We start from the raw sequence: 24,686 nt of genomic DNA on the forward strand, positions 1-24,686 counted from the left end.
GGTATCTCCACGGCGTGTTGTCCTGCACGCGCGTGACGTACTTCACGCGGGCGCGTAGCGGTTCACCACCATGCCGCAGTCGTAGGCCCTCGATCCGAGCAGGCGCAGCGCATGGCCATGGCGCGTGTCGTGGAACACCGAGCGGCCCGCGCCGACGGCCGTGGGGTTCACGAAGAACTGGAACTCGTCGACCAGCCCTGCCGACGTGAGCGACGACGCGAAGCCGACACCGCCGATGCTGAGGATGTCCTGGCCCGGCTGGCGCTTGAGCGCGTTCACCTCATCGGCCATGGCGCCGCGCGCGATGTCGGTGCGTTCCCAGCGCGAGGCCTGCAGCTTGTTCGTGAGCACGACCTTGCGCGCCTCGACGATCCGCTGGGCAAAGGCGTAGTCGGGGTTCGCCGGAAAGCGCGTCGCCGCGCGGCCCCAGTGATCGAGATAGCCCTCCTCGAGGATCTTGCGGCTCAGCAGGATCGTGTCGACGCCTGCGAACACGGCATTGAAGTCACGCTTGAGCGCCGCATCCCATCGCCACCGGTCGCCCCAACCCCACAGCTGCCAGTCGATGTCGCCGTTGGCCGGCGACACGAACCCGTCGACCGACATCTGCATTTGCACGATGAGCTTTCGCATCGGAGCCTCCTGAAAGTCGCTTGCGCAAACCGCTCTTGAAATGCAAGCAGTTTCAGTATTCTCAAACCGATGCAAAAATGCAAGCAGTTTCTTGAACCGGCGGAATCCCGATGGCCATCCAGCAGAAGTCCCTGTGCCCGATCAACCTCGCGCTCGAAGTCGTCGGCGACCGCTGGAGCCTGCTGATCGTTCGCGACCTGATGTTTGCCGACAAGCGGCACTTCCGCGAGTTCCTGCAGTCCGAGGAAGGCATCTCCTCGAACATCCTCACGGAGCGGCTGAACACGCTGGTCGAACACGGCGTGCTCAGCAAGACCGACGACCCCACGCACAAGCAGAAGGCGCTCTACAGCCTCACGCCGGTGGGCATCGACCTGCTGCCGGTGATCACGCAGCTCGGCATCTGGGGACGCAAGCACCGGCCGGTGACGCCCGAGAGCGGCGCGCCCGCGGCTGCGCTGGAAAAGGGCGGACCGGCGCTGCAGAAGAAGATGCGGGCCGCGCTGCGCAAGGCGCACCTGGGCGCCAGGTAAGGCCCTACCCGCCCACCGTGCTGTTCGCCGCGTCGGCGCGTACGCGGCCCTGCGCCTCCAGCGCATCCACCGGCGGCAGGTCGAGTTCGATCCACGCGCCGTGCGCACGTGCGAGGTCGAAAGTACCGGTCGACTGCGGCCGGTCGGTGTGCAGCACCAGCGCGTAGGGGCCCTCGCCGCGCACGGCGAGGCGCTGTGCGAGCGCGTCACCGCCCAGCTCCGCCGCTGGGGCACGGTCGCGCGGCGACGACAGCACGAGCACGCTGCTGCCCAGGGCGATCACCGCCACGCGCACCTGGCTGGCAGGCACCGCCACAGGCTCGCCGATGTGCGTGCTCGTATCGTCGGAGACCGTGCCCAGCAAGGCCCGGTAGCGCGCCAGCGTGGCGTCGAGGTCGCGCACGGCGATGGCCAGGCTGGCCACGCCGAGCACGCCATTGGGATGCACGCGCGCGGCGCCCTCGGGCACGCGCAGGGCGCGCCGCGTGAGGTCGCCGCACAGGAACGGCAGGTCGGCCGACGGCGCGCGCGCGGTCTGCCAGCGCAGGTGTTCGCCGTCGGGGCGCACGCGCCCGCCGTCGAGCGGGCCTTCGAGCACGAGGCCGCGCGCCTTCGCATCGGCCACGGTGACGGCGGTGTCGCGCGGCAGCAGGGCGAAGTCGACGATGCCTTCGCCGTGCCGCTGCAGCAGCTGCCACCAGCGCTCGGCGGGCGCCGGTTCGCGCCATGCGATGAGTTCGAAGTAGCTGCCGTCGCTGAACACGACGAGCGCGTTGTGCGTGCTGCGGCCCGGATGGTCGCCGCCGCGCAGCACGTGGAAGCCGAGCGCGGCGTAGTCGGCAATGGCGCGTTCGAGGTCGTGCACGGCGATGACGACGTGGTCGAGGGTCAGGGGCATGGTGAAGGTCTTCCTCGCGGCAAAGGGGTCGTCGTGGTCAGGAGGCGGTGCGGGCAGCGCCCTCGCCGCCCAGGTAGGCATCGCGGATGCGCGCGTCGGCCAGCAGCGCGCGCGCCGGGCCCGAGAGCACGATGCGGCCGGTCTGCAGCACGTAGCCGTGGTGCGCGATCTGCAGCGCGAGGCTGGCGTTCTGCTCGACCATGAAGACCGAGACGCCCTGCGCGTTGATGCGCGCGATGAGCTCGAGCACCTTGTCGACGTACAGCGGCGACAGGCCCATGGTGGGCTCGTCCATGCACAGCAGCTGCGGCCGGCCCATGAGCGCGCGCGCCATGGCCACCATCTGCTGCTCGCCGCCCGAGAGCGTGCCGGCCAGGAAGCCCAGGCGCTGCGCCACGCGCGGAAACAGCTCGAGCATGCGGTCCAGGTCGTCGGCCACGGCCGCGCGGTCGCGGCGCGCATAGGCGCCCATGAGCAGGTTCTCGCGCACGGTCATTGCGGGGAACAGGCGGCGCGCCTCGGGCACCGAGCCGATGCCCTTGCGGATGATCTGCGGCGTGCTCAGGTCGAGCGTCGATTCGCCGTTGAAGCGGACCTCGCCCGAGCGCGGCTTGAGCAGGCCGAGCACGATCTTCATCGTGGTCGACTTGCCGCTGGCATTGCCGCCGAGCAGGCTGACGATCTGGCCCTTGCGCACTTCGATGTCGAGGTCGAAGTGCGCCTGCACGGGGCCGTAGAAGCTGTTGACCTTCTTGAGCTGCAGCAGGGGCGCAACCGCACCCGCCGGCGCCTGCGTGACGGCACGTTCAGGCAGGTCGTCGTTTCTCCCCTCTCCCCAGAGGGAAGAAGGCGACAGGCCGGTGCGCGCGACGGTGGCGATCATGCGGGCACCGCCTCTTCCTGCGCTTCGCCGACATGGCGATGGCCGAGGTAGGCCTCGATCACCGCGGGGTCGTTGCGCACGTCGTCGGGTAGCCCTTCGGCGATCTTGCGGCCGTCGTCGAGCACGGCCACGCGGTCGGACAGCTGCATGACGAGGTCCAGCTTGTGCTCGATCAACAGGATGGTCTGGCCGCGTGCTTTGAGGCCGCGAATGATCTCCAGCATCTCGGCCGTCTCGCTCTCGTTCATGCCGGCCGTGGGCTCGTCGAGCAGCAGCAGGCGCGGCCGCAGCGCGAGCGCGCGCGCGATCTCCACGCGGCGGCGGTTGGCGTACGAGAGGCTGTAGGCCGGATGGTCGGTGCGCGGCGTGAGGCGTTCGCCGAAGAGCGCGATGATCTCGCGCGCCTCGTCGCGCAGCGCTTCTTCCTCGCGCCGCACCGCCCCTGGCTGCACCAGCGCAAGCGCCAGCTCGGCCAGCGCCCCGAGGCCCGGCACGCCGCCCACGCGCGGTTTCACGGCGCGCAGCCGCGTGTGCGCGCCGACCAGCACGTTGTCGAGCACCGAGAGGTTCGCGAACACGCGCCCGTGCTGGAAGGTGCGCGCCAGGCCGCGCTGTGCGAGCTCTTGCGCGGGCAGGCCGGTGATGTCGTGGCCGTCGAAGCGCACCTGCCCGGCATCGGGCTTGTCGAGGCCGGTGACGAGGTTGAACAGCGTGGTCTTGCCGGCACCGTTCGGGCCGATCACGCTCAGCAGTTCGCCCTCGCCCACCTGCAGGTCGACGGCGTTGACGGCCGTGAGCCCGCCGAAGCGGCGCACGAGGCCGCGGACCTCAAGCAGCGACGGCATCGGCGACCTTCGCCTTCGAGTTCACGAGCTTCACCTCGGCGCGGATCGTCTGCGGGTTGCGCAGCAGGTTGAGGATGGGGCAGTTGCGCTCCACCGCTTCGAACAGCGCATCGATCTCCTCGCGGCTCGCGGGCGAATCGATGTGCACGGTGTAGCCGATCTCGTGCGGCCAGATCGGCGTCTGCTCGTGGCCCGGCTTGCCGCCGCGCGGATCGATGACGCCCGTCACCTCGACCTCGAGGCTTTCGAGCGGCACCTGGCGTTCGGCCGCCTGGATCAGGAAGATGTGCGTCACGCAGGTGCCGAGAACGCCCAGCTGCAGCTCGGGCGAACTCGGGCCGAGGTTGTAGCCCGCGAAATCGGGCGGGCTGTCGCTGATGACCTGGTGCTCGCGGATGCGCAGGCGGCGCACGCCGCTGCGGCCTTCGGCGCGCACGCTGGCCTTGAGCTGCGAGGGCTGTGCGGTGCCGGCCGCGACGGCGGCGTTGCGAGCCAGCACGGCGACGCGTTTCTCGGCGAGGTAGTCGTTGAGGTGACTCATGGTGTGTGGTGGTTCTTTCAGACGGTGCCGAGCAGGCCTTGGGGACGGAAGCGAATCAGGAGCAGGAGCGCCACGCCGTAGATCAACATGCGGTACTCGGCCGTCACGCGGAACAGCTCGGGCAGGCTCACGAGCGCGACCGCACCCAGCAGTGCACCGCTGATGTTCCCGAGCCCGCCGAGGATCACCATCGTGAGCGCGAGGATCGAGATTTGCGAGCCGAAGGTCTCGTGGTTGATGTACGAGTACATGTGCGCGGTGAAGGCGCCGCTCACGCCCGCCGCGAAGCCGCCGAAGCCGAAGGCCAGCGCCTTGTAGCGGTCGGGGCTCACGCCGTAGGCGCGCGCGGCGACCTCGTCTTCGCGCACCGCGCGGAAGGTGCGGCCCAGGTGCGAGCGCAAGAGGCGCCACTGCAGCAGGGCCAGCAGCACCAGTGCGCCGAACGAGGCCCAGTAGATCGCCTCGTTCGACGACGCATCGCGCCCGAACAGCGACAGCGGCGGAATGCCCGACACGCCGATGGGCCCGCGCGTGAGGCTTTCCCAGTTGAGGATGGTGAGCGCCACGATCTCGCCGATGCCCAGCGTGGCGATCGACACGTAGTGCCCGCGCAGCCGGAAGGCCGGGAAGATCAATGCGGTGCCGATCAGCGACGTGAGCACGCCCGCGGCCACGATGCCCGTGCCCACGGGCAAGTGCAGGTCGAGCACCAGCAGCGAGGAGGCGTACGCGCCGATGGCCAGCAGCCCCGCGTGGCCCAGCGAGATCTGGCCGATGGTGCCGGCCACCAGCGTGAGGCTCAACGCGAGCGCACCGTAGAGCCACGCGTTGGTGAGCGTCTGCAGCACGTAGGGCGACGGATCGAACAGCGGCAGCAGCACGGCCGCGGCGAACAGCGCGAGCAACAGGCGCGGCGGCACGCGCCACGGCTTGCTCGGTGCGATGAAGGTGCCGGTGAGTGGCTCGGGCGGCAGCGCGCGCTGGCGGCCGAAGAGGCCGTTGGGCTTCCACACCAGGATGACCAGCAGCAGCGCGAAGGCAAAGAGGTTGCGGTACGGCGTGCCGAGAATGGCCACGCCATAGCTTTCGATGAGCCCCAGCAGCAGGCTGCCGACGATGGCGCCCGGCACGTTGCCCACGCCGCCGACCACCGTCGCCACCACGCCCTTGAGCGTGGCCTGGAAGCTCATCGCCGGGCTGATGTTGTTGTAGTACATGCCCACCAGCAGGCCCGAGAGCCCGCCCAGTGCGGCGGCGATGGCGAACACGGTCTGGTTCACGCGGTTCACGTCCACGCCCATCTGCTGCGCGGCGTCGCGGTCTTGCGCGGTGGCGCGCACGGCCCAGCCTAGCTTCGTGAAACGCAGGAAGCCGAACAGCACGGCCGCGCTCGCGATGCCGATGCCCGCAATCAAGAGGTCGAGCGCGCCGATGGTGCCGGTGCCGATCTGCAGGCGCCAGTCGGGCAGCTGCGTGGGCAGCGCGCGCGGGTCGGGGCTGAACACCAGCTGCACGAGGATGTCGAGCACGAAGCTGATGCCGATGGTGGCCAGGAGCGGCGCGATGCGCGCGGCGCCCTGCAGCGGCCGCAGCCCCACGCGCTCGATGAGCATGCCGAGAGCGCCCGAGCCGAGCACCACCAGCGCGATAGTGATGGGCAGCGGCGTGTGCAGGTAGGTGATGCTCGCCCAGCCGATGTACGCGCCCACGGTGTACACCGAGCCGTGCGCGAAGTTGATGAGGTGCGAGACGCCGAAGATCAGCGCGAGCCCGACCGCCAGCAACGCATAGATGTTGCCGATGATCAGGCCGTTGACCGTGTGGTCGAAGAAGGAGGTGAAGCTCATCTACTTGGCCGATGCCAGCGCCGCCGCCTTCTCGTCGATCTGCGCCCACTTGCCGTCCTTCACCACGAGGTTGACGCTCTTCACGCCGATCACGCGGCGCGTCTGCGCATCGAAGGTGGCCTTGCCGAAGATGACGCTGGGCACGTCCTTGATCTTGTAGAACGCATCGCGCACGGCCTTGCGATCAGCCTTGGGGCCGGCTTCGCGCAGCGCGGCGGCGGCGTACACCACGGCGTCGTAGGCATAGGCGTTGAAGGCGTCGGGCTCCTTGCTGTACTTGGCGCGGAAGCTCTTCACGAAGGCCTGCACTTCGGTGCGCGGCTCGTCGGGATAGAAGGCGGTGTTGGTGTGGATGCCGTTCACGGCCGCGCCGCCGAGCTCGATGAACTTGGGCGAGTACACCGAGCCCACGGCGGCGATGGGCTGCTTCAGACCCACGCTGCGCACCTGGCCCGCGATGAGCGCGCCGTCGGGGTAGTACGAGATGAGCACCACGCCGTCGGGGTTGGCGTCGCGCACGCGCACCAGGGTCGAGCGGAAGTCCTTCTCGTCGGGCTGGTAGCCCTCGGCAATGGCGAGCTGCGCGCCGCGCTCCTGCGCGGCCTTCACGAGCACGTCCTTGCTGGTGCGGCCCCAGTCGGTGTTCAGGAACAGCACGGCGATGCGCTTGAAGCCCAGCGTCTTCACGGCCAGGTCGGCCAGCAGCGGCTGTGCGTCGGCCTGGCTGATCGACGGGCTCCAGATGTAGTCGCCGCCCTTGGTGAAGTCGGGGTGCGAGTTGGTGAAGCCCAGCTGCACGAGGCCCGCGCGCTGGTAGATGGGCGAGGCGGCCATCGAAGCGGGGCTGGAGAAGTCGCCGAGTTCGATGAGCACGCGCTTGTCGTTCACGAGCTTCTGCGCAATGGCGACGGACTGGCGCGGGTCGCTCTGGCTGTCCTCGAAGTTGTAGGCCAGCGGCCGGCCGTGGATGCCGCCCTGCGCGTTGATGTGCTCGAGCGCAAGGTCGAAGCCGGCCTTCCACTGCGCGCCGTACTGCGCGTTCTGTCCGGTGAGCGGGCCGCTCACGCCGAACCACACGGGCTCGCCGCTGGCGGGCGCGGCCCAGGCCGCGAGCGGCGCGGCCAGCAAGGCGGCGGACAGTGCGACCGCATGGCGCAGGAAACGATGGCGGGTGAACAGCGGCGGCATGGGACGGACCTCGGTGGCAGTGAAGGGATGTGCAGGGCCGCGATTCTTCGCCGCTGTCCCGGCGCCGGGAAGGAACGAAAACGGAGAGGCTTATGCGCTTTCCGAGCAAGCGAAGGGGCAAGCGCCAACGGCCGCGCGGCCTCGTTTAAGCTGCGCGCCACATGAAGCGACGCCACCTCCTCCAGATGCTCGCCGGCGTGCCGGCCACCGCCCTGCTGCTCTCCGCGTGCGGCAAACGAAAGGCCTCAGCCAACGCGCTGAAGCCCGATGCCCGCGTGCTGGCGCTGGGCGACAGCCTGACCTTCGGCTACGGCGCATCGCCCGAGACGGCGTGGCCCGCAAAGCTGGGCGAGCTCACGGGCTGGCAGGTCGAGAACTCGGGCGTCAACGGCGACACCTCGGCGGGTGCGCTGGAACGCCTGCCCGCGCTGCTGTCCGCCGGCAGCTACGACGCGATCCTGATCGGCATCGGTGGCAACGACATGCTGCGCGGCGTGTCGCCCGCCAGCACGCGCGAGAACCTTGCGGCATTGATCGAGCAGGCGCGCGCGCACACGTCGCACGTGGCGGTGCTGGCCACGCCGGCGCCCGATGCGATGCGCGCGGTGGTCGGCTCGCTCAGCGACGCGCCGTTCTACGAAGAGGTCGCGAAGTCGGGGCAGGCGTTGCTGGTCGCCGGTGTGTATTCGGGCGTGCTGTCGGATGCGGCCCTGCGCTCGGACCGCATCCATGCGAACGCTAAAGGCTACGCCAAGGTGGCGGAGCAATTGGCTGAGCAGCTCAAGGCTGCGGGCTGGCGCTGAGGTTTGTTGCGCTGTTGGAGCGCATCGGTGCGCCTGCTGTGGCACTGCGCACCGGCAGGCTCTCGAGCACGCCGAATAGCAGCTCCATCGCGGTGAAGCCGAGGATGATCAGGCTGGCGCCCTGCGTCACGGCGTAGACCTGCCAGGTCGCGAACAGGAAGCGCGCCACGGCGTCGTAGCGGCCATAGCGCAGACGCGGATCGCGGATGCGCAGCACAGCCCAGACGGTGACCACGGAGCCGAGCAAGTTGGCCATCAGCATGTGCACGGGGTCGAAGGCCGGAAAGCTGCCCGGCAGTTGCAGCGTCTGGATGGTCCACAGCAGCAGGGTGTGCACGGCGGCGAAGGTCCATGGCGTGGCGAAGCCGATGGTCACCACGAGGTCGTACCAGGCGCTGGCGCGGACGATGCGTTGGTAAGTGGGAAGCGCGATCATGAAGAAGAGCCCTGCGGGAGTGAAGAAGCCCCGGAAGCTAAAGCCTCGGGTACGCTCCAGGGTCAAGCACATTCTTCGGCGAAGGAACCACGACCATGCAGATCGGCCAGCTGGCTTCGGCGACGGGCTTGAGCCGCGACACGCTGCGCTTCTACGAAGAGCGCGGCCTGATCCGTGCAGAGCGCGGCAGCAACGGCTACCGCGTCTATGCGAAGGAAACCGTGCAGATGGTGGGCTACATCCGCACCGCGCAGAAGCTCGGTTTCAGCCTGCATGAGATCGGCGACAACCTGCCCGCGGTGTGGGAGTCGGCCGCACCCGACCAGGCGATTGCGGCGCTGCTGGCCGACAAGGTCGCGGTCATCGACCAGAAGATCGCCGAGCTGAACGCGCTGCGGCAAGACCTGCTGGCACGCGTGCCCGCCGGCTGCCCGATGGCTCAGGCGGCCTGCGCGCGCAACAGGTCGACGTAGGCGCCCTGCACCAGTTGGCTTTCGGCCACGCCGAGCCGGGCCATGAGTGCATGGGCTTCGGCCACGCCGGCGTCGGCAAGCTCGCCGTCTTGCAGCACCACTTCGAGTTCGAGGAATTCACCGAGGCCTTCGACGCGGTCGAGGTGCACGCGTGTGCGGCCCACGAGGAACAGGCGGCGCTGCTTGCGCACGCGGCCAGCCTGGCCCCAGGCGAGCGTGAGCGATTCGCGCAGCGCGTCGGGCGTGGCGGTGGGCGTGATCAAGTAGAACGATTCCTTCGGGCCGGTGCTGTCGGCGCGACGATAGAAGATGAGTTCGGCGCGGTCGGGCGCGAAGGTGCGCAGCTTGAGGCGGTCGGCGCTGTGTTCACAGCGGAAGAAGGTGTCGTCTTGCGCGATCTCGATGGGGCCCTGGTCGGCGAGCGTTGCGACGATTTCTGCGATGCGGTCCACGCTGTCGATGCGGGCCTTGATCTCTATGTTTCTGGCCATGTCTTCTCGTTTTCTTGAGGCTGGGTTCGGGGCGCGTGCACAGGCCACCGGGTACTTCCCTCCGCGAATGTCCCCCGGCCTGCGGCCTCCTCCTTAATTTCGCTGCGGGAAGCACCCAGTGTCCTGCGCCCGCTGAGCGCTGTCGTTGTGCCGGTCGATCAACGGCTGCACCGCCCAACGCTCACGCCGATGGGGTGCCTTGCGCAGCGAAATCAAGGGGGAGCCCGAAGGGCGGAGGACATTCGCGGAGCAAGGTACCCCGTCGGCGGGAGCGTCGCCCTGAACGAACAACAGCAAAGACTCAGGGCGCGCTGCCCTGCGGCCCCACAGGCGGCGCCGCCGCGCGCCCACTCGAGCCCGGTGCCAGCTTGCGTCCGAAGGCCTCGCCCACGTTGCGCACGGGCCGGCTGGCTTTTTCCGACACGTTGCTCACGCCGCGCCGCGTGGCCGCATCGGCGCGGTTGACGCCGCGGCCGGCGGCGTTGGTGCCGCGTTGCACGCTGCCCACCACCTTGCCGCTGCGCGAGGGCGACTTGATCGTGTGGGCGCGTTCGGCCTGGGGCGGGTTGTCGGCGCTCTGCGCCTGTGCGGTGACGGGCAGCCAGAGCGCGGCGGCGATGGCGGCGAGCGATGCGGTGGTGATGTGAAGCTTCTTCATGGCGTCGTCCCCTGGGAGTGGTCTTCGGATTCGGCGGCGGCCGCGCGGGCCATGCGTTCGCTCTTCCAGTACACGTCGTCGCCGCCGTTCATGCGGTTGAGCACGCGTGCGAGCACGAAGAGCAGGTCGCTGAGCCGGTTGAGGTACTGGCGCGGCGCGTCGTTGAGTTCGGTGGTGGCGCCCAGCGACACCACCGCGCGCTCGGCACGCCGCGCCACAGTGCGGCACACGTGCGCCAGCGACGCGGCGCGCGTGCCGGCGGGCAGGATGAATTCGGCCAGGCGCGGCAAGGCGGCGTTGTGGTCGGCCAGTGCGTTGTCGATCTGCAGCAGCGCTTCGGGCTTGAGCAGCGTGAAACCGGGCATCGAGAGTTCGCCGCCAAGGTTGAAGAGCTGGTGCTGCACATCGACCAAAAGCTCGCGCACGGGCTCTGGCAGCGGCTCGCACAGCAGCACGCCGATGTGCGAGTTGAGTTCGTCCACGTCGCCCATCGCGTGCACGCGCAAGTGGTCCTTGGGCACGCGGGTGTTGTCGCCCAGGCCGGTGGTGCCGTCGTCGCCGGTGCGGGTGGCGATCTGGGAAAGTCGGTTGCCCATGGGCGCTCCTCTCGGTTCAGGTCGTGAGGCCGGCGGCGTCGATCTTGCCGGCCAGCCACTGCAGTCCGGCCAGATGCTGATGGTCGTGGCTGCACAGGTAATGGATGAGGCTGCGCATCGTGAGCGGCCCGTAGCCCTCGAACACGGCCGTGCGCGCGAGCTGCGCGTCGCTCAGCTGCGAGATGATTTCCATCGTCTGCACGCGCGCCTGGCGGAACTCGGCGAGCACCGCTGCAGGGTCGGCCGCGCCGTAATGGCGCTCGATGGCCAGCGGCTCGCTGTCGATCGATGCGAGCGTCGGATGGGTCTCGGCGAGCGTGCGGCGAAAGCGCACGTGGTAGCCCTCGATCTCGATGTCGCGCACATGGCACAGCTGCTCGATGGCGGTGAAGGCCTCGCTGGGCACGCCCTCCCATGAAGGCGGCGCCCAATGCCGGAAGGCTTTGGGAATGGCCGCGTAGTGGGCTTCGAGCTGCGAGGGAAAGGCCGCGAGGGCTGCAAGGGTCGTGGGGTTCATGTCTTTTACCGAAGCGCATTATGGTGCGCGCTCCGTAAAATGACCGATCCCCCTCAGCCCCTCCAGGAGACGCCCGATGAACGCCCCGACTTCCACCTCGCACCTGATGCCGGCGCTTCATCTGCGCGACGTTCCCGCGGCCCTGATCGACGGGCTGAAGGCGCGCTTCGGCGACAACTGTTCCACGGCGATGGCGGTGCGCACGCAGCACGGACGCGACGAGTCGTCGTTCGACGCGCCGCCGCCCGCGGCCGTGGTGTTCGCCGAAAGCACGCAAGATGTTGCCGATGCCGTGAAGCTCGCCAGCGAGCACAGCGTGCCGGTCATCCCCTTCGGCGTGGGCTCCTCGCTCGAAGGCCACCTGCTCGCCGTGCAAGGCGGCATCAGCATCGACGTGTCGCGCATGAACCAGGTGCTGTCGATCAACGCCGACGACCTCACGGTGACGGTGCAGCCGGGCGTCACGCGCAAGCAGCTCAACGAAGAGATCAAGAGCACGGGCCTGTTCTTCCCCATCGACCCGGGCGCCGACGCCTCCATCGGCGGCATGACGGCCACGCGCGCCAGCGGCACGAACGCGGTGCGCTACGGCACGATGCGCGAGAACGTGCTGGCGCTCGAGGTGGTCACGGCCAGCGGCGACATCATCCGCACCGGCACGCGCGCCAAGAAGTCGTCGGCCGGTTATGACCTCACGCGCCTCATGGTGGGCAGCGAAGGCACGCTGGGCGTGGTCACCGAGGTCACGCTGCGCATCTACCCGTTGCCCGAGGCGGTGTCGGCGGCGATCTGCTCGTTCCCGAGCATCGAGGCCGCCGTGCGCACCACCATCGAGACCATCCAGCTGGGCGTGCCGATCGCGCGCGTGGAGCTCATCGACGTGAACACGGTGCGCATGGTGAACGCCTACGCCAAGCTCAACCTGCGCGAAGAGCCGATGCTGCTGATGGAATTCCACGGCTCGCCCGCGGGTGTGAAGGAGCAGGCGGAGACGGTGCAGGAACTCGCGAGCGGCCACGGCGGCAACGCCTTCGAATGGGCCAGCACGCCGGAAGAACGCACGCGCCTGTGGACCGCGCGGCACAACAGCTACTTCGCAGCCGTGCAGTCGCGCCCCGGTTGCCGCGTGATCTCGACCGACACCTGCGTGCCGATCTCGCGCCTGGCCGACTGCCTGCTCGACTCGGTGGCCGAGGCCGACGCCAGCGGCATCCCCTACTTCCTCGTCGGCCACGTGGGCGACGGCAACTTCCACTTCGGCTACCTGCTCGACCCGAACATCCCCGAAGAGCGCGTGAAGGCCGAAGAACTGAACCATGCGCTGGTGAGCCGCGCGCTGGCGCTCGAAGGCACCTGCACGGGCGAGCACGGCGTGGGGCTGCACAAGATGGACTTCCTGGTGACCGAAGCCGGCGTGGGCGCGATCGACATGATGCGCACGATCAAGCGCGCGCTCGATCCGAAGAACATCATGAACCCGGGCAAGATCTTCAGCCTCTGATCCCTCGCGATCACGCATCAATGAAAAAGCCCGGCGGCTCGCAAGAGCGCCGGGCTTTTTCGTGGCCCGAAAGCCCGCGTCCTGTTCTTACCTGCGGCGACGTGCCGGTGCCGGCTCCGGCGGCACATAGGTCTGCGAAGGCGCAGCGCCCCCATCGACACCCAAGCGGCCACCGCCGCCCAGGCCCTGGCCGCGCACGGTCTGTGCCTTGTAGTTGCGCAGCGAACGGACCATCTGGTTGAACGCGTCCATGAAGGCTGCGGCAATCACCTTGCCCTGCGCCGTGTTGGTGTAGCCGCCAAGGCCACCGGCGCCGCTGCGGCCGGCCAGGCCGCCGAAGGCGCCGAAGTCGGTCTTGGAGGCGCTGCCCTCGGCTGCCGCGACCTGCACGCCCGAGCGGTTGTCGATGAGCGTCAGCAAGGCGCTGGCTTCCTTGGTCTGCAGGCTGCCGCCGACGGCTGCGATGGCACGGCCACGGCCGCCACCCACGAGGCCGCCGAGCGCGCCGCCGATGCCGCCAGCATCGCTGTTGCTGAACACGATCTCGGGCGACAGGCCGTAGTCGGACGCCACCATCTGGCCGCGGCCGAAGTTGCTGCCGCCGCGCATCTCGCCCGACTGCTGCAGCGCGCGTTCACGCGTCATCGCGTTCATGCCGGCCGCGCCGCGCTCGACCACGATGAAGCAGTTCGATTGCTGCACCAGCAAACGCAACAGATTTGCAGTAGGCGGCAGGCGGTACTCGCCCGTGAGGATGGTGTACCAGCCGGCGTTGACGTTCTCGACCAGCGAGACGGTCCCGAGCGGCGATTCGCAGCGTTCGAGCTGGCTGCTCTCGCCCGAGGTGGCACCGCCGGCGGCGCTGCCCGTGGCCATGGTCTTGGCCGACTGGCTGCCCATCTGCATGTCGGTGGTGGCGCAGCCCGTGAGCAGCAGTGCGCCGACGGCGACTGCGGCGAGCGGGAACTTGGTGGCGAAGAACGGCATGGTCGACTCCCTCGTTTCGATGGTGGTGGTCTTGCAGGGCTGAAAGAAAAACCGCGATCGAGGATACGCGCAAAGGATTGCAGGAATCAATCAAACGAACGCTGGGGTCCGTCTTCGCAACCCGGGCCGAACTAGGCCGTTCGGCGGATGCGTTCGATGAGCCCGTTGAGTGCTTCGATGGAGCCGAAGTGGATCGCCAGCTCGCCGCTTTCGCCGCGCTTCGTGCGCTTCTTGATGCGCACCTCGACCTCGGCCGTGAGCAGGTCGGCCAGCTCTTCTTCCACGCGCTGCAGGTCGCGCGACTTCTCGCCGGCATTGCCGCGCCGCGAGGGCGTGAGCGTGAACTCGGCCGCGAGCTTCTTCACCAGCGCCTCGGCCTCGCGCACCGACATCTTCTTGGCGGCGATCTGGTTGGCGGCGGTGATCTGCGTGCCGCGATCGAGCGACAGCAGCGCGCGCGCATGGCCCATGTCGATGTCGCCGGCCATCAGCATCAGCTGCGCGGGCTCGGCCAGGTTCAGCAGGCGCAGCAGGTTGCTGGCGGCGCTGCGCGAACGGCCGACGGCCTGAGCCGCCATTTCGTGAGTGAGCCCAAACTCGGTCACCAGGCGTTGCAGGCCTTGAGCTTCTTCCAGCGGGTTGAGGTCTTCGCGCTGGATGTTCTCGATGAGCGACATGGCTGCCGCGGCCTCGTTGGGCACGTCGCGCACCAGCACCGGCACGGTGTCCAGGCCCGCGAGCCGGGCGGCACGGAAGCGCCGCTCGCCCGCGATGATTTCGTACTCGGCGTTCTTGGCCGCGGCCGATTCGGCGTCGAGCCGGCGCACCAGGATCGGCTGCATGATGCCCTGCACCTTGATGCTCTCGGCCAGCTCGTACAGCGCGCCCTCGTCCATGCGGGTGCGTGGCTGGTAGACGCCGGCCACCATCTGGTCGAGCTTCAGGGCGTTGGGGTTCTGCGGGGCGCCGCCCTCTTCCGTGGCGCGGTCGCCGCCATTGCCGAGCGGATCGGCGGAGGGTGCGGCCGTCGGGCCGAGCAGCGCTTCGAGGCCGCGGCCCAGGCCCTTGGGTTTCTTGGTCGCCATCAGTGCGTGTCTTTCGAGAGGTCGTTCAGGAGTTTCCGGCCTTCGGGCCAGTCGCCCAGGCCGGATTCGGCGTTCAGGTGGCCACCGGTGCCGGCATCGATGAAGCGTGCGCCCCAATCGCTGGCCAGCTGCTTCGAGCGCGAGGCTTCGCAGTACGGGTCGTCGTTGGCGGCGATCAGCACGGCCGGAAACGGCAGCGGCTGGCGCACGATGGGAGCCCAGCCGGGAATCAATTGGCGCAGGTCGTCGCGCTCCAGGTCGCCGGGCGCCACCAGCAGCGCGCCGCGCACCTTGTGCGTGTTGCGCGAGTGGGCGGCCCAGGCGGCGGTGAGGATGCAGCCGAGGCTGTGGGCAGCCAGCACCACTTGGCGCGGCGCGGCCAGCACTTCTTCTTCGAGGCGGATCGACCAGTCGCCGCGCAGCGGGCGCATCCACTCGTGCTGGTCGACGCGGTGGTCGCCGTAGACCGACTCCCAGCGGGTCTGCCAATGGCCGGGGCCGCTGTTCTGCCATCCGGGCAGCAGCAGGATGTGGGGTTCACTCATGGCTGATTGCTACGAACTTGATAGCGCCTACCGCCCTTCGGGCGGGCATCAGACGGGGTTTTGATCGGTATCGGCGACGGAAGCGGAAGGCGCGGCGGCCAGCACATCGTCGGGGATCGGCAGATCGGGCACCACGCGCGGCGGGGGCGTGACCGGCGGCGCCACCGCACCCGAGGCGAAGGCGCTCGCGGGCGGCATCTTGGCGACCAGCTCTTCGGCGAAGGCGATGAAGGCCTGGCTGCCGCGGGCGGACGGGTCGAACACCACGCCCGGCAGGCCGTAGCTCGGCGCTTCGGCCAGGCGCACATTGCGCGGGATCACGGTGTCGAACACCTTGTCGCCGAAGTGGGACTTGAGCTGCTCGCTCACCTGCTGCTGCAGCGTGATGCGCGGATCGAACATCACGCGCAGCAGGCCGATGATCTGCAGGTTCTTGTTGAGGTTGGCGTGCACCTGCTTGATGGTGTTGACCAGGTCCGTGAGCCCTTCGAGCGCGAAGTACTCGCACTGCATCGGCACGATCACGCCGTGGGCCGCGCACAGGCCGTTGAGCGTCAGCAGGCTCAGGCTCGGCGGGCAGTCGATCAGCACGAAGTCGTACTCGGCACCGACCGCAGCCAGCGCGGTGCGCAGGCGTTTTTCGCGGCGGTCGAGCGCCACCATTTCGACTTCGGCGCCGGCCAGCTCACGGTTGGCGCCCAGCACGTCGTAGCTGGCTTCGGCCTCGACGAGCTTGTCGGACTTCACCCGCGCCTCGGCCACCGAGGCCGATTCGAGCAGCACGTCGTACACCGTGAGCTCCAGCTGGCGCTTGTCGATGCCCGAACCCATGGTCGCGTTGCCCTGGGGGTCGAGATCGATCATCAGCACCCGTTGGCCCACCTTGGCCAGGCCGGCGGCGAGATTGACGGTGGTGGTGGTCTTGCCGACGCCGCCCTTCTGGTTGGCGATGCAGAAAATCTTGGCCATGTGTCGTCAGTGCGGGTCGTCGGGGTCGGTCAGCGCGAGATCGCGAGCTTGATGCCGAAGGCGATCAAGAAGGTGCCAGCCAGCTTTTCGAGCGTGGCCGAGATGCGGGGATTGGCGCGGATGCGCTCGGCCAGGAAGTGCGTGAGCAGCGTCGAGGTCAGGCCGTACAGGAAGGTCAGCGCGGCGATGGTCACGGCCATGGCGCCGAAGGTGATGACGCCCTGGTGGCGCGCCGGATCGACGAACAGCGGGAAGAAGGCCATGTAGAACACGATCGCCTTGGGGTTCAGCAAGGTGATCGTCAGCGCCTGGCGCAGGAAATGGCTCGGGCGGATGTTCAGGATCGGTGCCGCGCCGGGCTTGGCCAGGAGCATCTTGAGACCGAGCCACGCCAGGTAGGCGGCGCCCAGCCACTGCACCGCCTTGAAGGCGGCCGGGTAAGCAGCCAGCACGGCCGACACGCCCGCCACCGCCGCCCACATCAGGACCTGGTCTCCCAGGATCACGCCGAAGGTCGCTGCCAGGCCGCCACGAATGCCGCCTTTGCTGGTCGAAGTGATCAGCGCCAGATTGCCCGGACCGGGAATCAGAAGGAACAGGACGATGGCGGCGACGAATGCGCCGTAGTCAGCGATGCCGAACATGGGATTTGCCTCGAAAAAGAGAGCCAGGGGGAGGCTTCGAGTCTAAGGCAGGCCAGCGCCGGGAAGATTGCTCCGGCACCGGCTTTTGCCGGCGCCGTCGCATCTTTTACGAAATCAGGCGGCCTCTTTGCGCGCCCAGACGATGCAGCGCTCGGCGTCCAGGCCCGGCACCGTCAGTTGTTCCACGTGAAACACTGCAACGCCGGCCGGCAAGACGGCCAGTTCGTCGGTCGGCACCTTGCCCTTCATGGCCAGCCAGACGCCGCCCGGTGTCAGCAGGTGCACCGAGCCGTTGAAGAAATCGGGCAGCGACGCGAAGGCGCGCGAGCTGATCACCTCGTAGCTGCCGGCCAGCGATTCGACCCGCGCATGCAGGCCGCGCAGGTTCGGCAGCTCCAGCTCGGCCGCCACCTGCTGCACGAAGGCCGCCTTCTTGGCGACCGCATCGAGGCAGCTGACCTCGATGTCGGGCCGCATGATGGCGATCACCACGCCCGGCAGACCGCCGCCGGAGCCGACGTCGAGCAGCCTGCCCTTCCCTGCCCACTCGCGCTGCAGCGGTGCGACGGCCGCGAGGCTGTCGAGCAGGTGGTGCGTCATGACGCCGGCCGGGTCGCGCACGGCCGTCAGGTTGTAGACCTTGTTCCACTTGAGCATCAGCGTGCCGTAGGCCAGCAGCTGTTCGCCCTGCGTGTCGGACAGGGCCACGCCCAGGGCGGCTGCGCCTGCGCGCAGCGTGTCGAGGGGCGTCGCGCTCATGGTGCGGTGTGCGGCTCGGTGGCAGCAGCTTCGGTGGTTTCTGTGGCTGTGGCGGTATCGGCGGCGTCGCGGGCGAAGGCCTTGTGCCCGCCCTTGCGCAGGTGAATCATCAGCAGCGAGATCGCGGCGGGCGTGACGCCCGAGATGCGCGATGCCAGCCCCAGCGTTTCAGGCCGGTGCTTGTCCAGCTTCTGGCGCACCTCGAAGCTCAGGGCCTTGACCTGGCCGTAGTCGAAGTCGGCCGGCAGCTTCAGGTTCTCGAAGTGGGCGGCGCGCTCCACCTCGTCGTGCTGGCGCTCGATGTAGCCGGAGTACTTGGCCGAGATCTCGATCTGCTCGATCTCGGAAGCGCTCAGCGCCGACGACGGGCCGTACTTGCCGCCGTCCAGCGACATCAGGGTTTCGTAGTTGACGTCGGGCCGGCGCAGCAGGTCGGCCAGGTTGTATTCGTGCTCGATGGCCTTGCCCAGCACCCGGGCCGACTCGGTCGCCGGCAGGTTGCGCGGGTTCACCCAGATCGACTTGAGCCGCTCTGTTTCACGTGAAACAGCGTCGCGCTTGCGGCTGAAAGCGTCCCAACGCGCGTCGTCCACCAGGCCCAGCTTGCGCCCTGCTTCGGTCAGGCGCATGTCGGCGTTGTCCTCGCGCAGCTGCAGCCGGAACTCGGCGCGGCTGGTGAACATGCGGTACGGCTCGGTCACGCCCTTGGTGATCAGGTCGTCGACCAGCACGCCGAGGTAGGCCTCGTCGCGGCGCGGCAGCCAGGCATCTTCGCCACGGCACTGCAGCGCGGCGTTGATGCCGGCGAACAGGCCCTGGGCCGCCGCTTCTTCGTAGCCGGTGGTGCCGTTGATCTGTCCGGCAAAGAACAGGCCGCGGATCGCACGGGTCTCGAAGCTGCTCTTGAGCTCGCGCGGATCGAAGTAGTCGTACTCGATGGCGTAGCCCGGGCGCAGGATGTGGGCGTTTTCCAGGCCCGGCATCGAGCGCACCAGCTGGTACTGGATGTCGAACGGCAGGCTGGTCGAGATCCCGTTCGGGTAGTACTCGTTGGTCGTCAGGCCTTCGGGCTCCAGGAAGATCTGGTGGCTGTCCTTGTCGGCAAAGCGGTTGATCTTGTCTTCGACGCTCGGGCAGTAGCGCGGACCGACGCCGTCGATCTTGCCGGTGAACATCGGGCTGCGGTCGAAGCCCGAGCGGATGATGTCGTGCGTGCGCTGGTTGGTGTGCGTCACCCAGCACGGCATCTGCCGCGGGTGCATCTCGACCTTGCCCATGAAGCTGAACACCGGCATCGGCCCTGCCCCACCGGGCATGCCGTCGCCGGGTTGTTCGGTGCACTTCGAGAAGTCGATGCTGCGACCGTCCAGGCGCGGCGGCGTGCCGGTCTTCAGGCGGCCCTGCGGCAGCTTGAGTTCCTTCAGGCGCGCCGACAGGCTGATGGCCGGCGGGTCGCCCGCGCGGCCGGCTTGGTAGTTGTCCAAGCCGACGTGGATGCGGCCGTCGAGAAAAGTGCCCGCGGTCAGCACCACGGTGCGTGCGCGGAAAGAAATGCCCACCTGCGTGACGGCGCCGACCACGCGATCGCCTTCGATCATCAGGTCGTCGACGGCTTGCTGGAACAGGCTCAGGTTCGGCTGGTTTTCCAGGCGGTGGCGGATCGCGGCCTTGTACAGCACGCGGTCGGCCTGCGCACGCGTGGCGCGCACGGCCGGGCCCTTGCTCGAATTGAGGATGCGGAACTGGATGCCCGCCTCGTCCGTGGCAATGGCCATCGCGCCGCCGAGCGCGTCGACCTCCTTCACGAGGTGGCCCTTGCCGATGCCGCCGATCGACGGGTTGCAGCTCATCTGCCCCAGCGTCTCGATGTTGTGGGAGAGCAGCAGCGTCTTGGCGCCCATGCGTGCGGAAGCGAGCGCGGCTTCGGTGCCGGCATGGCCACCGCCGACGACGATCACATCGAATTCTTCGGGGTACAGCATTGGAAAAAGGGGGCGCACCACAGACGCGTGCGCGGCGCAAAAAAGGGCACTAATTTTAAGCGGCGATGCCCTGCCGCAACCCCTGTGTGGACAAGCTAGGGAGCCGCGCCAAAATCGGCCTGGAGCCTTGTCGGCATTGCGCAGTTTGCTACATATTTAATAGCAAACAACCCGCATCGGGCGGTCACTTGGGAGGGTCAGAGCACCGGTTCGGGCTTCTCGATGCCCCGCAGCTCGCCGCTGGGCGCCGGCGTGCGCGGCGCAATGGCCCGCTCGTCCTGCAATTCGCGCACGGCGAGCTTCTTGTCGGTCATGCGCACCGCGCCGAAGATCGTGGAGAAGGCCACGTCCTTCGCGTCGCGCCCCGTGCCCACGCGCACCAGCCGGTCGACGGGCGCCATGCGCGTCGGATCGAACAGCACCCACTGCCCGCCGAGCCAGGCTTCGAACACGGCATGGAAGTCTTGCGGCGGTTCGTCGAACCACACGTAGCCCACCACCAGCCGCGCCGGAATGTTGAGCGCGCGGCAGAAGGTGATGCCCAGGTGCGCGAAGTCGCGGCACACGCCGGCGCGCTGCACGAACACTTCGCGCGCGGTGGTGGTCGAGTCGCTGCTGCCCGGCACGTAGACGATGCTGTCGTGGATCCAGTCGGCAATCGCCTGCACGCGGCCGATGCCCGGCGGCAGGTCGCCGAAGAGCTGCTGCGCGCAGCGCGCCAGCAGGTCCGACTCGCAATAGCGCGTGGGCAGCAGGTCGCCCAGCACCGCGTCGGGCAGCTGGCTCACCGGCACCTCGGGCAAGGTGGCCGGCACATGCACCACCGGGCGCCGCACCGTCGCGCGGTAGGCGATGGTCAGCGGCCCGGGCGCCGCGTCGAAGCGCACGAAGCGGTTGCCGCTGTCGGCCTCGCAGCCCACCCGCAGCCGCGCGGGCGGCTCGATGGTGAGCGTCTCGGCCAGCACCGCCTGCGCGCCCGTGCGCGCGGCCTCGATGTTCAGCCGCAGGTGCGCCGGGGCGTCCACCTCGTAGTCCAGGCGCAGGTCGACGTGCGACAGGTGCATGGCATGGGGCAAGGCGGTCAATCGAGCGCCTTCTTCACCGCGCCCACGCCAAGTGCGGCCAGCACCACGAACAGCACCGCCAGCACGAGGAACAGGCCGAACAGCAGCTTGGCGATGCCCGCCGCGCCGGCCGCCACGCCGCCGAAGCCCAGCAGACCCGCCACGAGCGAGATGACCGCAAAAATGATCGCGTACTTGAGCATGGTGAACCACTCCTTGGTTGCTTTGCAGCGGGCATGCGCCGCCGTGTCCGGACTGTAGGAAGCCCCGCCGCACCACCCGATAGTCGGCACGCGCGAGCCACCGTAGGACAAAAACGCGATGCAGCCAAACCCGCTAGCATCCCTTTCGGTCGCACAGATCTTTTCCTTCTATCCATTGGAGTTTTTTCGAATGAAGCTGTACTACTCGCCCGGCGCCTGCTCGCTCTCCCCCCACATCGCGCTGCACGAAGCGGGCATCGCCTTCGAGCCCGTGCTGGCCAGCACCAAGAGCCACAAGCTGCAGGACGGCACCGACTACTACGGCATCAACCCGCTGGGCTACGTGCCGATGCTCGAGCTCGACGACGGCACCCGCCTGCGCGAAGGCCCGGCCATCGTGCAATACATTGCCGACCTCGCCCCCACCAAGAACCTCGCGCCCGCCAACGGCACCATGCCGCGCTACCGCCTGCAGGAATGGCTGACCTTCATCGGCACCGAGATGCACAAGGGCTTCAGCCCGCTGTTCAACCCGGCCATGCCCGAGGAAGCCAAGTCCATCTCCAAGGACAAGCTCAAGGCCCGCTTCCAGTGGCTCGACGGCGAACTCTCCGCCAAGCAGTACCTGATGGGCGAGCATTTCAGCGTGGCCGACGGCTACCTGTTCACCGTCACCAACTGGACCAAGCCCACCGGCGTGGACATCTCGGACTTCCCCAACGTGCTGGCCTGGCACGCTCGCGTGGCCGCCCGCCCCGCCGTTCAGGAAGCGATGAAGGCCGAAGGCCTGCTGAAGTAAGCCGAAGCGCGCAGAACGCGACGCCAGCGACGATCCGGGCCACCCCAGGGAAAACCCGGATCACCGCAGCCACAAGCCGCATGCCGCGGCTTTTTTTTCGGGCGACGCTACGGCATCCGTCACCAGGAAGCCGAGCCGCCCATGTCCGAATCCCCTCCCCCTCCTTCTTCCCCGTCCCCCGTCGAGCTGCGCGAAGAGATGCGCGGGCCCGTCATGTGGCTCACCATCGATCGCCAGGAACGCCGCAACGCCATCAACGCGGCCGTGCTCGAGGGCCTGTCCGATGCGCTGGCACGCGCCAACCGCGACACCGCCGTGCGCGCCGTGGTCCTCACCGGCGCCGGCACGCGCGCCTTCTGCGCCGGCGCCGACCTGCAGAGCGGCACCTCCTTCAAGTTCGACTACGCCGCGCCCTATCAGGGCATGGCCAACCTCTTTCGCCAGGCGCGGCAATCGACCGTGCCGCTGATCGCGCGCGTCAACGGCGCCTGCATGGCGGGCGGCATGGGCCTCATGGCGATGTGCGACTTGGCCGTGGCCAGCCGCCAGGCCGTGTTCGGCCTGCCCGAGGTGAAGGTCGGCGTGTTTCCCGCGCAGGTGCTCAGCGTGCTCGGCGGCCTGCTGCCGCGCCGCGTGCTGGCCGAGATGTGCATCACCGGCGAACCGATCGACGCCGCGCAGGCGCTCGAGCTGAAGCTCATCAACCGCGTGAGCGACGACGTCGACGAGAGCGTCGACTGGCTGCTGGGTCGCCTGCTCGACAAGTCGCCCGCCGCCATCCGCCGCGGCCTGTACACGATGAAGAAGATCGAGGCCATGGCCTTCGAGGAATCGATGGCCTTCACCGAAAGCCAGATCGGCCTGTTCGCGCTCACCGAAGACGCGGCCGAAGGCCAGCTCGCCTTCCGCGAGAAGCGCAAACCGCAATGGAGTGGCCGATGAACAGCAGCAACCACAACAGCAATCGCGTCGTCCGCATCGGCGGCGCCTCCGGCTTCTGGGGCGACAGCAGCGTGGGCGCGCCGCAGCTCGTGGCCAGCGGGCAGATCGACTACCTCGTGTTCGACTACCTCGCCGAACTCACCATGTCGATCCTCGCGGGCGCGCGACTCAAGAAGCCCGAGCTGGGCTACGCGACCGACTTCGTCTCCGTCGCGATGAAGGCCGTGCTGAAAGACGTCGTGACACAGGGCATCCGCGTCGTGAGCAATGCGGGCGGCGTCAATCCGCAAGGCTGCGCCGATGCGCTCGCGGCACTGGCCGCCGAGCAAGGCGTCTCGCTGAAGATCGCCGTGGTGAGCGGTGACGACGTGTCGCCGCTGCTGCCCGAGCTGCGCGCCTCGCAACCGCCCGTGCGCGAACTGCAGAGCGGCGCGCCGCTGCCCGAGCGCGTGCTCAGCGCCAACGCCTACCTGGGCGCGCGCCCGGTCCAGGCCGCGCTCGACGCGGGCGCGCAGGTCGTCATCACCGGCCGCTGCGTCGACTCGGCCGTCACGCTCGGCGTGCTCATGCACGAATTCCAATGGCAGCCCGGCGACCACGACCTGCTCGCCGCGGGCAGCCTCGCGGGCCACATCATCGAGTGCGGCTGCCAGGCCACCGGCGGCCTGCACACCGACTGGGACACCGTGTCCGACTGGCCGAACATCGGCTACCCCATCGTCGAATGCAGCGCGGACGGCAGCTTCGTCGTCACCAAGCCCGCGGGCACCGGCGGCAAGCTCACGCCCGCCGTGGTCGGCGAGCAGATGCTCTACGAAATCGGCGACCCCGCCGCCTACCTGCTGCCAGACGTGGTGGCCGACTTCACGAAGGTGCGCATCGAACAGGCGGGCGAACACCGCGTGCGCGTGCACGGCGCGCGCGGCCGCGCACCCACCGGCAGCTACAAGGTCTGCGCCACCTACGTCGACGGCTTCAAGACCGCGGCGCAGCTCACGATCGTCGGCTTCGACGCGGTGGCCAAGGCGCGGCGCACCGGCGAGGCGATCCTCGCGCGCACCGGCGCCCTCTTTGCGCGGCAGGGCCTCGGGCCCTACAGCGGCACGCAGCTCGAAGTGCTCGGCGCCGAGTCCTGCTACGGCCCGCATGCGCAGACGCAGGCACAGCAGATCCGCGAGGCCGTGCTGCGGCTCGCCGTGACGCATCCGCGCAAGGACGCGCTGGAGCTGTTCGCGCGCGAGGTCGCGCCGGCCGGCACCTCGTGGGCGCCCGGCACCACGGGCGCGGGCGGCGGGCGCGCCTCGGTGTCGCCGTCGATCCGGCAGTACGCATTCCTCCTCGACAAGGCGCGCGTGAGCCCGCAGGTGCGCGTCGATGGGCAGGCCGTCGATGTGCCCGCGACGCACGCCACCAGCGACGACCCGCCCGCCGTGCGCACCAACGATGCACTGCCTCTTGCCACGCCCGGCGACGATGCCATCGAAGTCCCGCTGATCCGCCTCGCGTGGGCCCGCAGCGGCGACAAGGGAGACACCTCGAACATCGGCGTCATCGCGCGCCATCCCGAACTGCTGCCGCTGCTGCGCGCGCAACTCACCGAGGCGCGCGTGGCCGCATGGCTCGCGCACCTGGTGCAGGGCCGCGTCACGCGCCACGAGGTGCCCGGCATCCACGCCTTCAACTTCGTCTGCGAGCAGGCGCTGGGCGGCGGCGGCATGGCCTCTCTGCGCAACGACCCGCTCGGCAAGGGCATGGGACAGATCCTGCTGGCGCTGCCCGTGCGCGTGAGCCCGGCACTGCTGGCGCGGTTGCTTCCTTAGCACCAATCGGGACAACCGTGCGACAGCAGGGTTGAGACGGGCGG

The 24,686-nt window shown here is 68.7% G+C and carries 28 protein-coding genes; 7 read left to right on the top strand and 21 right to left on the bottom strand.

Annotated features, from left to right (window positions below; all coding sequences use genetic code 11):
* Positions 1-42: 42 nt before the first annotated feature.
* A complete protein-coding gene (locus tag AC1RL8_RS22930; protein WP_492686813.1) occupies positions 43-633 on the bottom strand; it encodes a dihydrofolate reductase family protein in 591 nt (196 codons plus the stop codon).
* A 110-nt stretch (positions 634-743) separates the two neighbouring features.
* Between AC1RL8_RS22930 and AC1RL8_RS22935 the strand changes: the two genes are divergently transcribed.
* Complete coding sequence (locus AC1RL8_RS22935; protein WP_492686812.1) at positions 744-1,166, top strand: winged helix-turn-helix transcriptional regulator; 423 nt, start codon at positions 744-746, stop codon at positions 1,164-1,166.
* A 4-nt stretch (positions 1,167-1,170) separates the two neighbouring features.
* Here the strand turns inward: AC1RL8_RS22935 and AC1RL8_RS22940 are convergent, their stop codons facing one another.
* Genes AC1RL8_RS22940 through AC1RL8_RS22965 form a run of 6 tightly spaced genes read right to left on the bottom strand, consistent with a single transcriptional unit; the run spans position 1,171 to position 7,368 of the window.
* Positions 1,171-2,064: a VOC family protein gene (locus tag AC1RL8_RS22940; protein ID WP_070061427.1), complete on the bottom strand. Its 894-nt coding sequence runs from the start codon at positions 2,062-2,064 to the stop codon at positions 1,171-1,173.
* Positions 2,065-2,101: 37 nt separating this feature from the next.
* Positions 2,102-2,947, bottom strand: coding sequence for an ABC transporter ATP-binding protein (locus tag AC1RL8_RS22945; protein WP_492686811.1), 846 nt, complete (start codon positions 2,945-2,947; stop codon positions 2,102-2,104).
* On the bottom strand, positions 2,944-3,792 hold the full coding sequence (locus AC1RL8_RS22950) for an ABC transporter ATP-binding protein (RefSeq protein ID WP_492686810.1): 849 nt from the start codon (positions 3,790-3,792) through the stop codon (positions 2,944-2,946). Before AC1RL8_RS22950 ends, AC1RL8_RS22945 begins: the two co-directional genes overlap by 4 nt.
* Positions 3,776-4,333 carry an OsmC family protein gene (locus AC1RL8_RS22955; RefSeq protein WP_492686809.1) on the bottom strand — a complete coding sequence of 186 codons (558 nt, stop codon included), beginning with the start codon at positions 4,331-4,333 and terminating at the stop codon, positions 3,776-3,778. Before AC1RL8_RS22955 ends, AC1RL8_RS22950 begins: the two co-directional genes overlap by 17 nt.
* A 17-nt stretch (positions 4,334-4,350) precedes the next feature.
* The gene (locus AC1RL8_RS22960) at positions 4,351-6,180 is read right to left on the bottom strand and encodes an ABC transporter permease (RefSeq protein WP_489062296.1); all 1,830 of its coding nucleotides are present in this window, start codon (positions 6,178-6,180) and stop codon (positions 4,351-4,353) included.
* A complete protein-coding gene (locus AC1RL8_RS22965) occupies positions 6,181-7,368 on the bottom strand; it encodes an ABC transporter substrate-binding protein (RefSeq protein ID WP_492686808.1) in 1,188 nt (395 codons plus the stop codon).
* Between the two features lie 161 nt (positions 7,369-7,529).
* Here AC1RL8_RS22965 and AC1RL8_RS22970 point away from each other — a divergent pair, with 161 nt between their 5' ends.
* A complete protein-coding gene (locus tag AC1RL8_RS22970; protein ID WP_492686807.1) occupies positions 7,530-8,171 on the top strand; it encodes a GDSL-type esterase/lipase family protein in 642 nt (213 codons plus the stop codon).
* On the opposite strand, the gene AC1RL8_RS22975 is transcribed toward AC1RL8_RS22970, so the two are convergent.
* Entirely contained in the window at positions 8,149-8,607 is a 459-nt protein-coding gene (locus tag AC1RL8_RS22975) for a hypothetical protein (RefSeq protein ID WP_095948440.1), read from the bottom strand. The two genes, AC1RL8_RS22970 and AC1RL8_RS22975, sit on opposite strands and share 23 nt — an antisense overlap.
* 95 nt (positions 8,608-8,702) lie before the next feature.
* Here AC1RL8_RS22975 and AC1RL8_RS22980 point away from each other — a divergent pair, with 95 nt between their 5' ends.
* The gene (locus AC1RL8_RS22980; RefSeq protein WP_159279054.1) at positions 8,703-9,080 is read left to right on the top strand and encodes a MerR family transcriptional regulator; all 378 of its coding nucleotides are present in this window, start codon (positions 8,703-8,705) and stop codon (positions 9,078-9,080) included.
* Here AC1RL8_RS22980 and AC1RL8_RS22985 read toward each other — a convergent pair.
* The 4 genes from AC1RL8_RS22985 to AC1RL8_RS23000 all read right to left on the bottom strand — a co-directional run bounded on the left by AC1RL8_RS22985 (position 9,047) and on the right by AC1RL8_RS23000 (position 11,342).
* On the bottom strand, positions 9,047-9,571 hold the full coding sequence (locus AC1RL8_RS22985; protein WP_492686806.1) for a class IV adenylate cyclase: 525 nt from the start codon (positions 9,569-9,571) through the stop codon (positions 9,047-9,049). The genes AC1RL8_RS22980 and AC1RL8_RS22985 overlap by 34 nt on opposite strands.
* 301 nt (positions 9,572-9,872) lie before the next feature.
* Positions 9,873-10,229, bottom strand: coding sequence for a hypothetical protein (locus tag AC1RL8_RS22990; protein WP_492686805.1), 357 nt, complete (start codon positions 10,227-10,229; stop codon positions 9,873-9,875).
* On the bottom strand, positions 10,226-10,825 hold the full coding sequence (locus tag AC1RL8_RS22995) for a cob(I)yrinic acid a,c-diamide adenosyltransferase (RefSeq protein ID WP_062473752.1): 600 nt from the start codon (positions 10,823-10,825) through the stop codon (positions 10,226-10,228). The genes AC1RL8_RS22990 and AC1RL8_RS22995 overlap by 4 nt, the downstream gene beginning before the upstream one ends.
* A 16-nt stretch (positions 10,826-10,841) precedes the next feature.
* Entirely contained in the window at positions 10,842-11,342 is a 501-nt protein-coding gene (locus tag AC1RL8_RS23000) for a DinB family protein (protein ID WP_070061437.1), read from the bottom strand.
* Between the two features lie 76 nt (positions 11,343-11,418).
* On the opposite strand from AC1RL8_RS23000, the gene AC1RL8_RS23005 reads away from it, so the two are divergent.
* Positions 11,419-12,843, top strand: a complete 1,425-nt coding sequence (locus tag AC1RL8_RS23005; RefSeq protein ID WP_070061438.1) for an FAD-binding oxidoreductase — start codon at positions 11,419-11,421, stop codon at positions 12,841-12,843.
* Between the two features lie 87 nt (positions 12,844-12,930).
* On the opposite strand, the gene AC1RL8_RS23010 is transcribed toward AC1RL8_RS23005, so the two are convergent.
* From AC1RL8_RS23010 to AC1RL8_RS23050, 9 genes are all read right to left on the bottom strand, one after another.
* The gene (locus AC1RL8_RS23010; protein ID WP_070061439.1) at positions 12,931-13,830 is read right to left on the bottom strand and encodes a CsgG/HfaB family protein; all 900 of its coding nucleotides are present in this window, start codon (positions 13,828-13,830) and stop codon (positions 12,931-12,933) included.
* Positions 13,831-13,961: 131 nt separating this feature from the next.
* Positions 13,962-14,915, bottom strand: coding sequence for a ParB/RepB/Spo0J family partition protein (locus AC1RL8_RS23015; RefSeq protein ID WP_492686804.1), 954 nt, complete (start codon positions 14,913-14,915; stop codon positions 13,962-13,964).
* Positions 14,915-15,460, bottom strand: a complete 546-nt coding sequence (locus tag AC1RL8_RS23020; protein ID WP_492686803.1) for an RBBP9/YdeN family alpha/beta hydrolase — start codon at positions 15,458-15,460, stop codon at positions 14,915-14,917. The genes AC1RL8_RS23015 and AC1RL8_RS23020 overlap by 1 nt, the downstream gene beginning before the upstream one ends.
* Positions 15,461-15,508: 48 nt before the next feature.
* Positions 15,509-16,429, bottom strand: coding sequence for a ParA family protein (locus AC1RL8_RS23025; protein ID WP_062473764.1), 921 nt, complete (start codon positions 16,427-16,429; stop codon positions 15,509-15,511).
* Between the two features lie 29 nt (positions 16,430-16,458).
* Entirely contained in the window at positions 16,459-17,073 is a 615-nt protein-coding gene (locus AC1RL8_RS23030; RefSeq protein WP_095743039.1) for a LysE family transporter, read from the bottom strand.
* A gap of 114 nt (positions 17,074-17,187) precedes the next feature.
* Positions 17,188-17,832, bottom strand: a complete 645-nt coding sequence (gene rsmG / locus AC1RL8_RS23035; RefSeq protein ID WP_492686802.1) for a 16S rRNA (guanine(527)-N(7))-methyltransferase RsmG — start codon at positions 17,830-17,832, stop codon at positions 17,188-17,190.
* Positions 17,829-19,814 carry a tRNA uridine-5-carboxymethylaminomethyl(34) synthesis enzyme MnmG gene (mnmG, locus tag AC1RL8_RS23040; protein WP_492686801.1) on the bottom strand — a complete coding sequence of 662 codons (1,986 nt, stop codon included), beginning with the start codon at positions 19,812-19,814 and terminating at the stop codon, positions 17,829-17,831. The genes rsmG and mnmG overlap by 4 nt, the downstream gene beginning before the upstream one ends.
* Positions 19,815-20,011: 197 nt before the next feature.
* The gene (locus AC1RL8_RS23045; protein ID WP_492686800.1) at positions 20,012-20,899 is read right to left on the bottom strand and encodes a transglutaminase-like domain-containing protein; all 888 of its coding nucleotides are present in this window, start codon (positions 20,897-20,899) and stop codon (positions 20,012-20,014) included.
* Positions 20,896-21,081: a DUF1328 family protein gene (locus AC1RL8_RS23050; protein ID WP_013538518.1), complete on the bottom strand. Its 186-nt coding sequence runs from the start codon at positions 21,079-21,081 to the stop codon at positions 20,896-20,898. Before AC1RL8_RS23050 ends, AC1RL8_RS23045 begins: the two co-directional genes overlap by 4 nt.
* Before the next feature lie 190 nt (positions 21,082-21,271).
* Here AC1RL8_RS23050 and gstA point away from each other — a divergent pair, with 190 nt between their 5' ends.
* The 3 genes from gstA (at position 21,272) to AC1RL8_RS23065 (ending at position 24,642) form a co-directional block, all read left to right on the top strand.
* Positions 21,272-21,880, top strand: coding sequence for a glutathione transferase GstA (gstA, locus tag AC1RL8_RS23055; RefSeq protein ID WP_062473773.1), 609 nt, complete (start codon positions 21,272-21,274; stop codon positions 21,878-21,880).
* A gap of 141 nt (positions 21,881-22,021) precedes the next feature.
* Complete coding sequence (locus AC1RL8_RS23060) at positions 22,022-22,822, top strand: enoyl-CoA hydratase/isomerase family protein (protein WP_492686799.1); 801 nt, start codon at positions 22,022-22,024, stop codon at positions 22,820-22,822.
* Positions 22,819-24,642: an acyclic terpene utilization AtuA family protein gene (locus tag AC1RL8_RS23065; RefSeq protein ID WP_492686798.1), complete on the top strand. Its 1,824-nt coding sequence runs from the start codon at positions 22,819-22,821 to the stop codon at positions 24,640-24,642. The genes AC1RL8_RS23060 and AC1RL8_RS23065 overlap by 4 nt, the downstream gene beginning before the upstream one ends.
* The last annotated feature ends 44 nt before the right edge of the window (positions 24,643-24,686 follow it).

Source organism: Variovorax sp. GW822-FHT04E09, assembly GCF_058800845.1.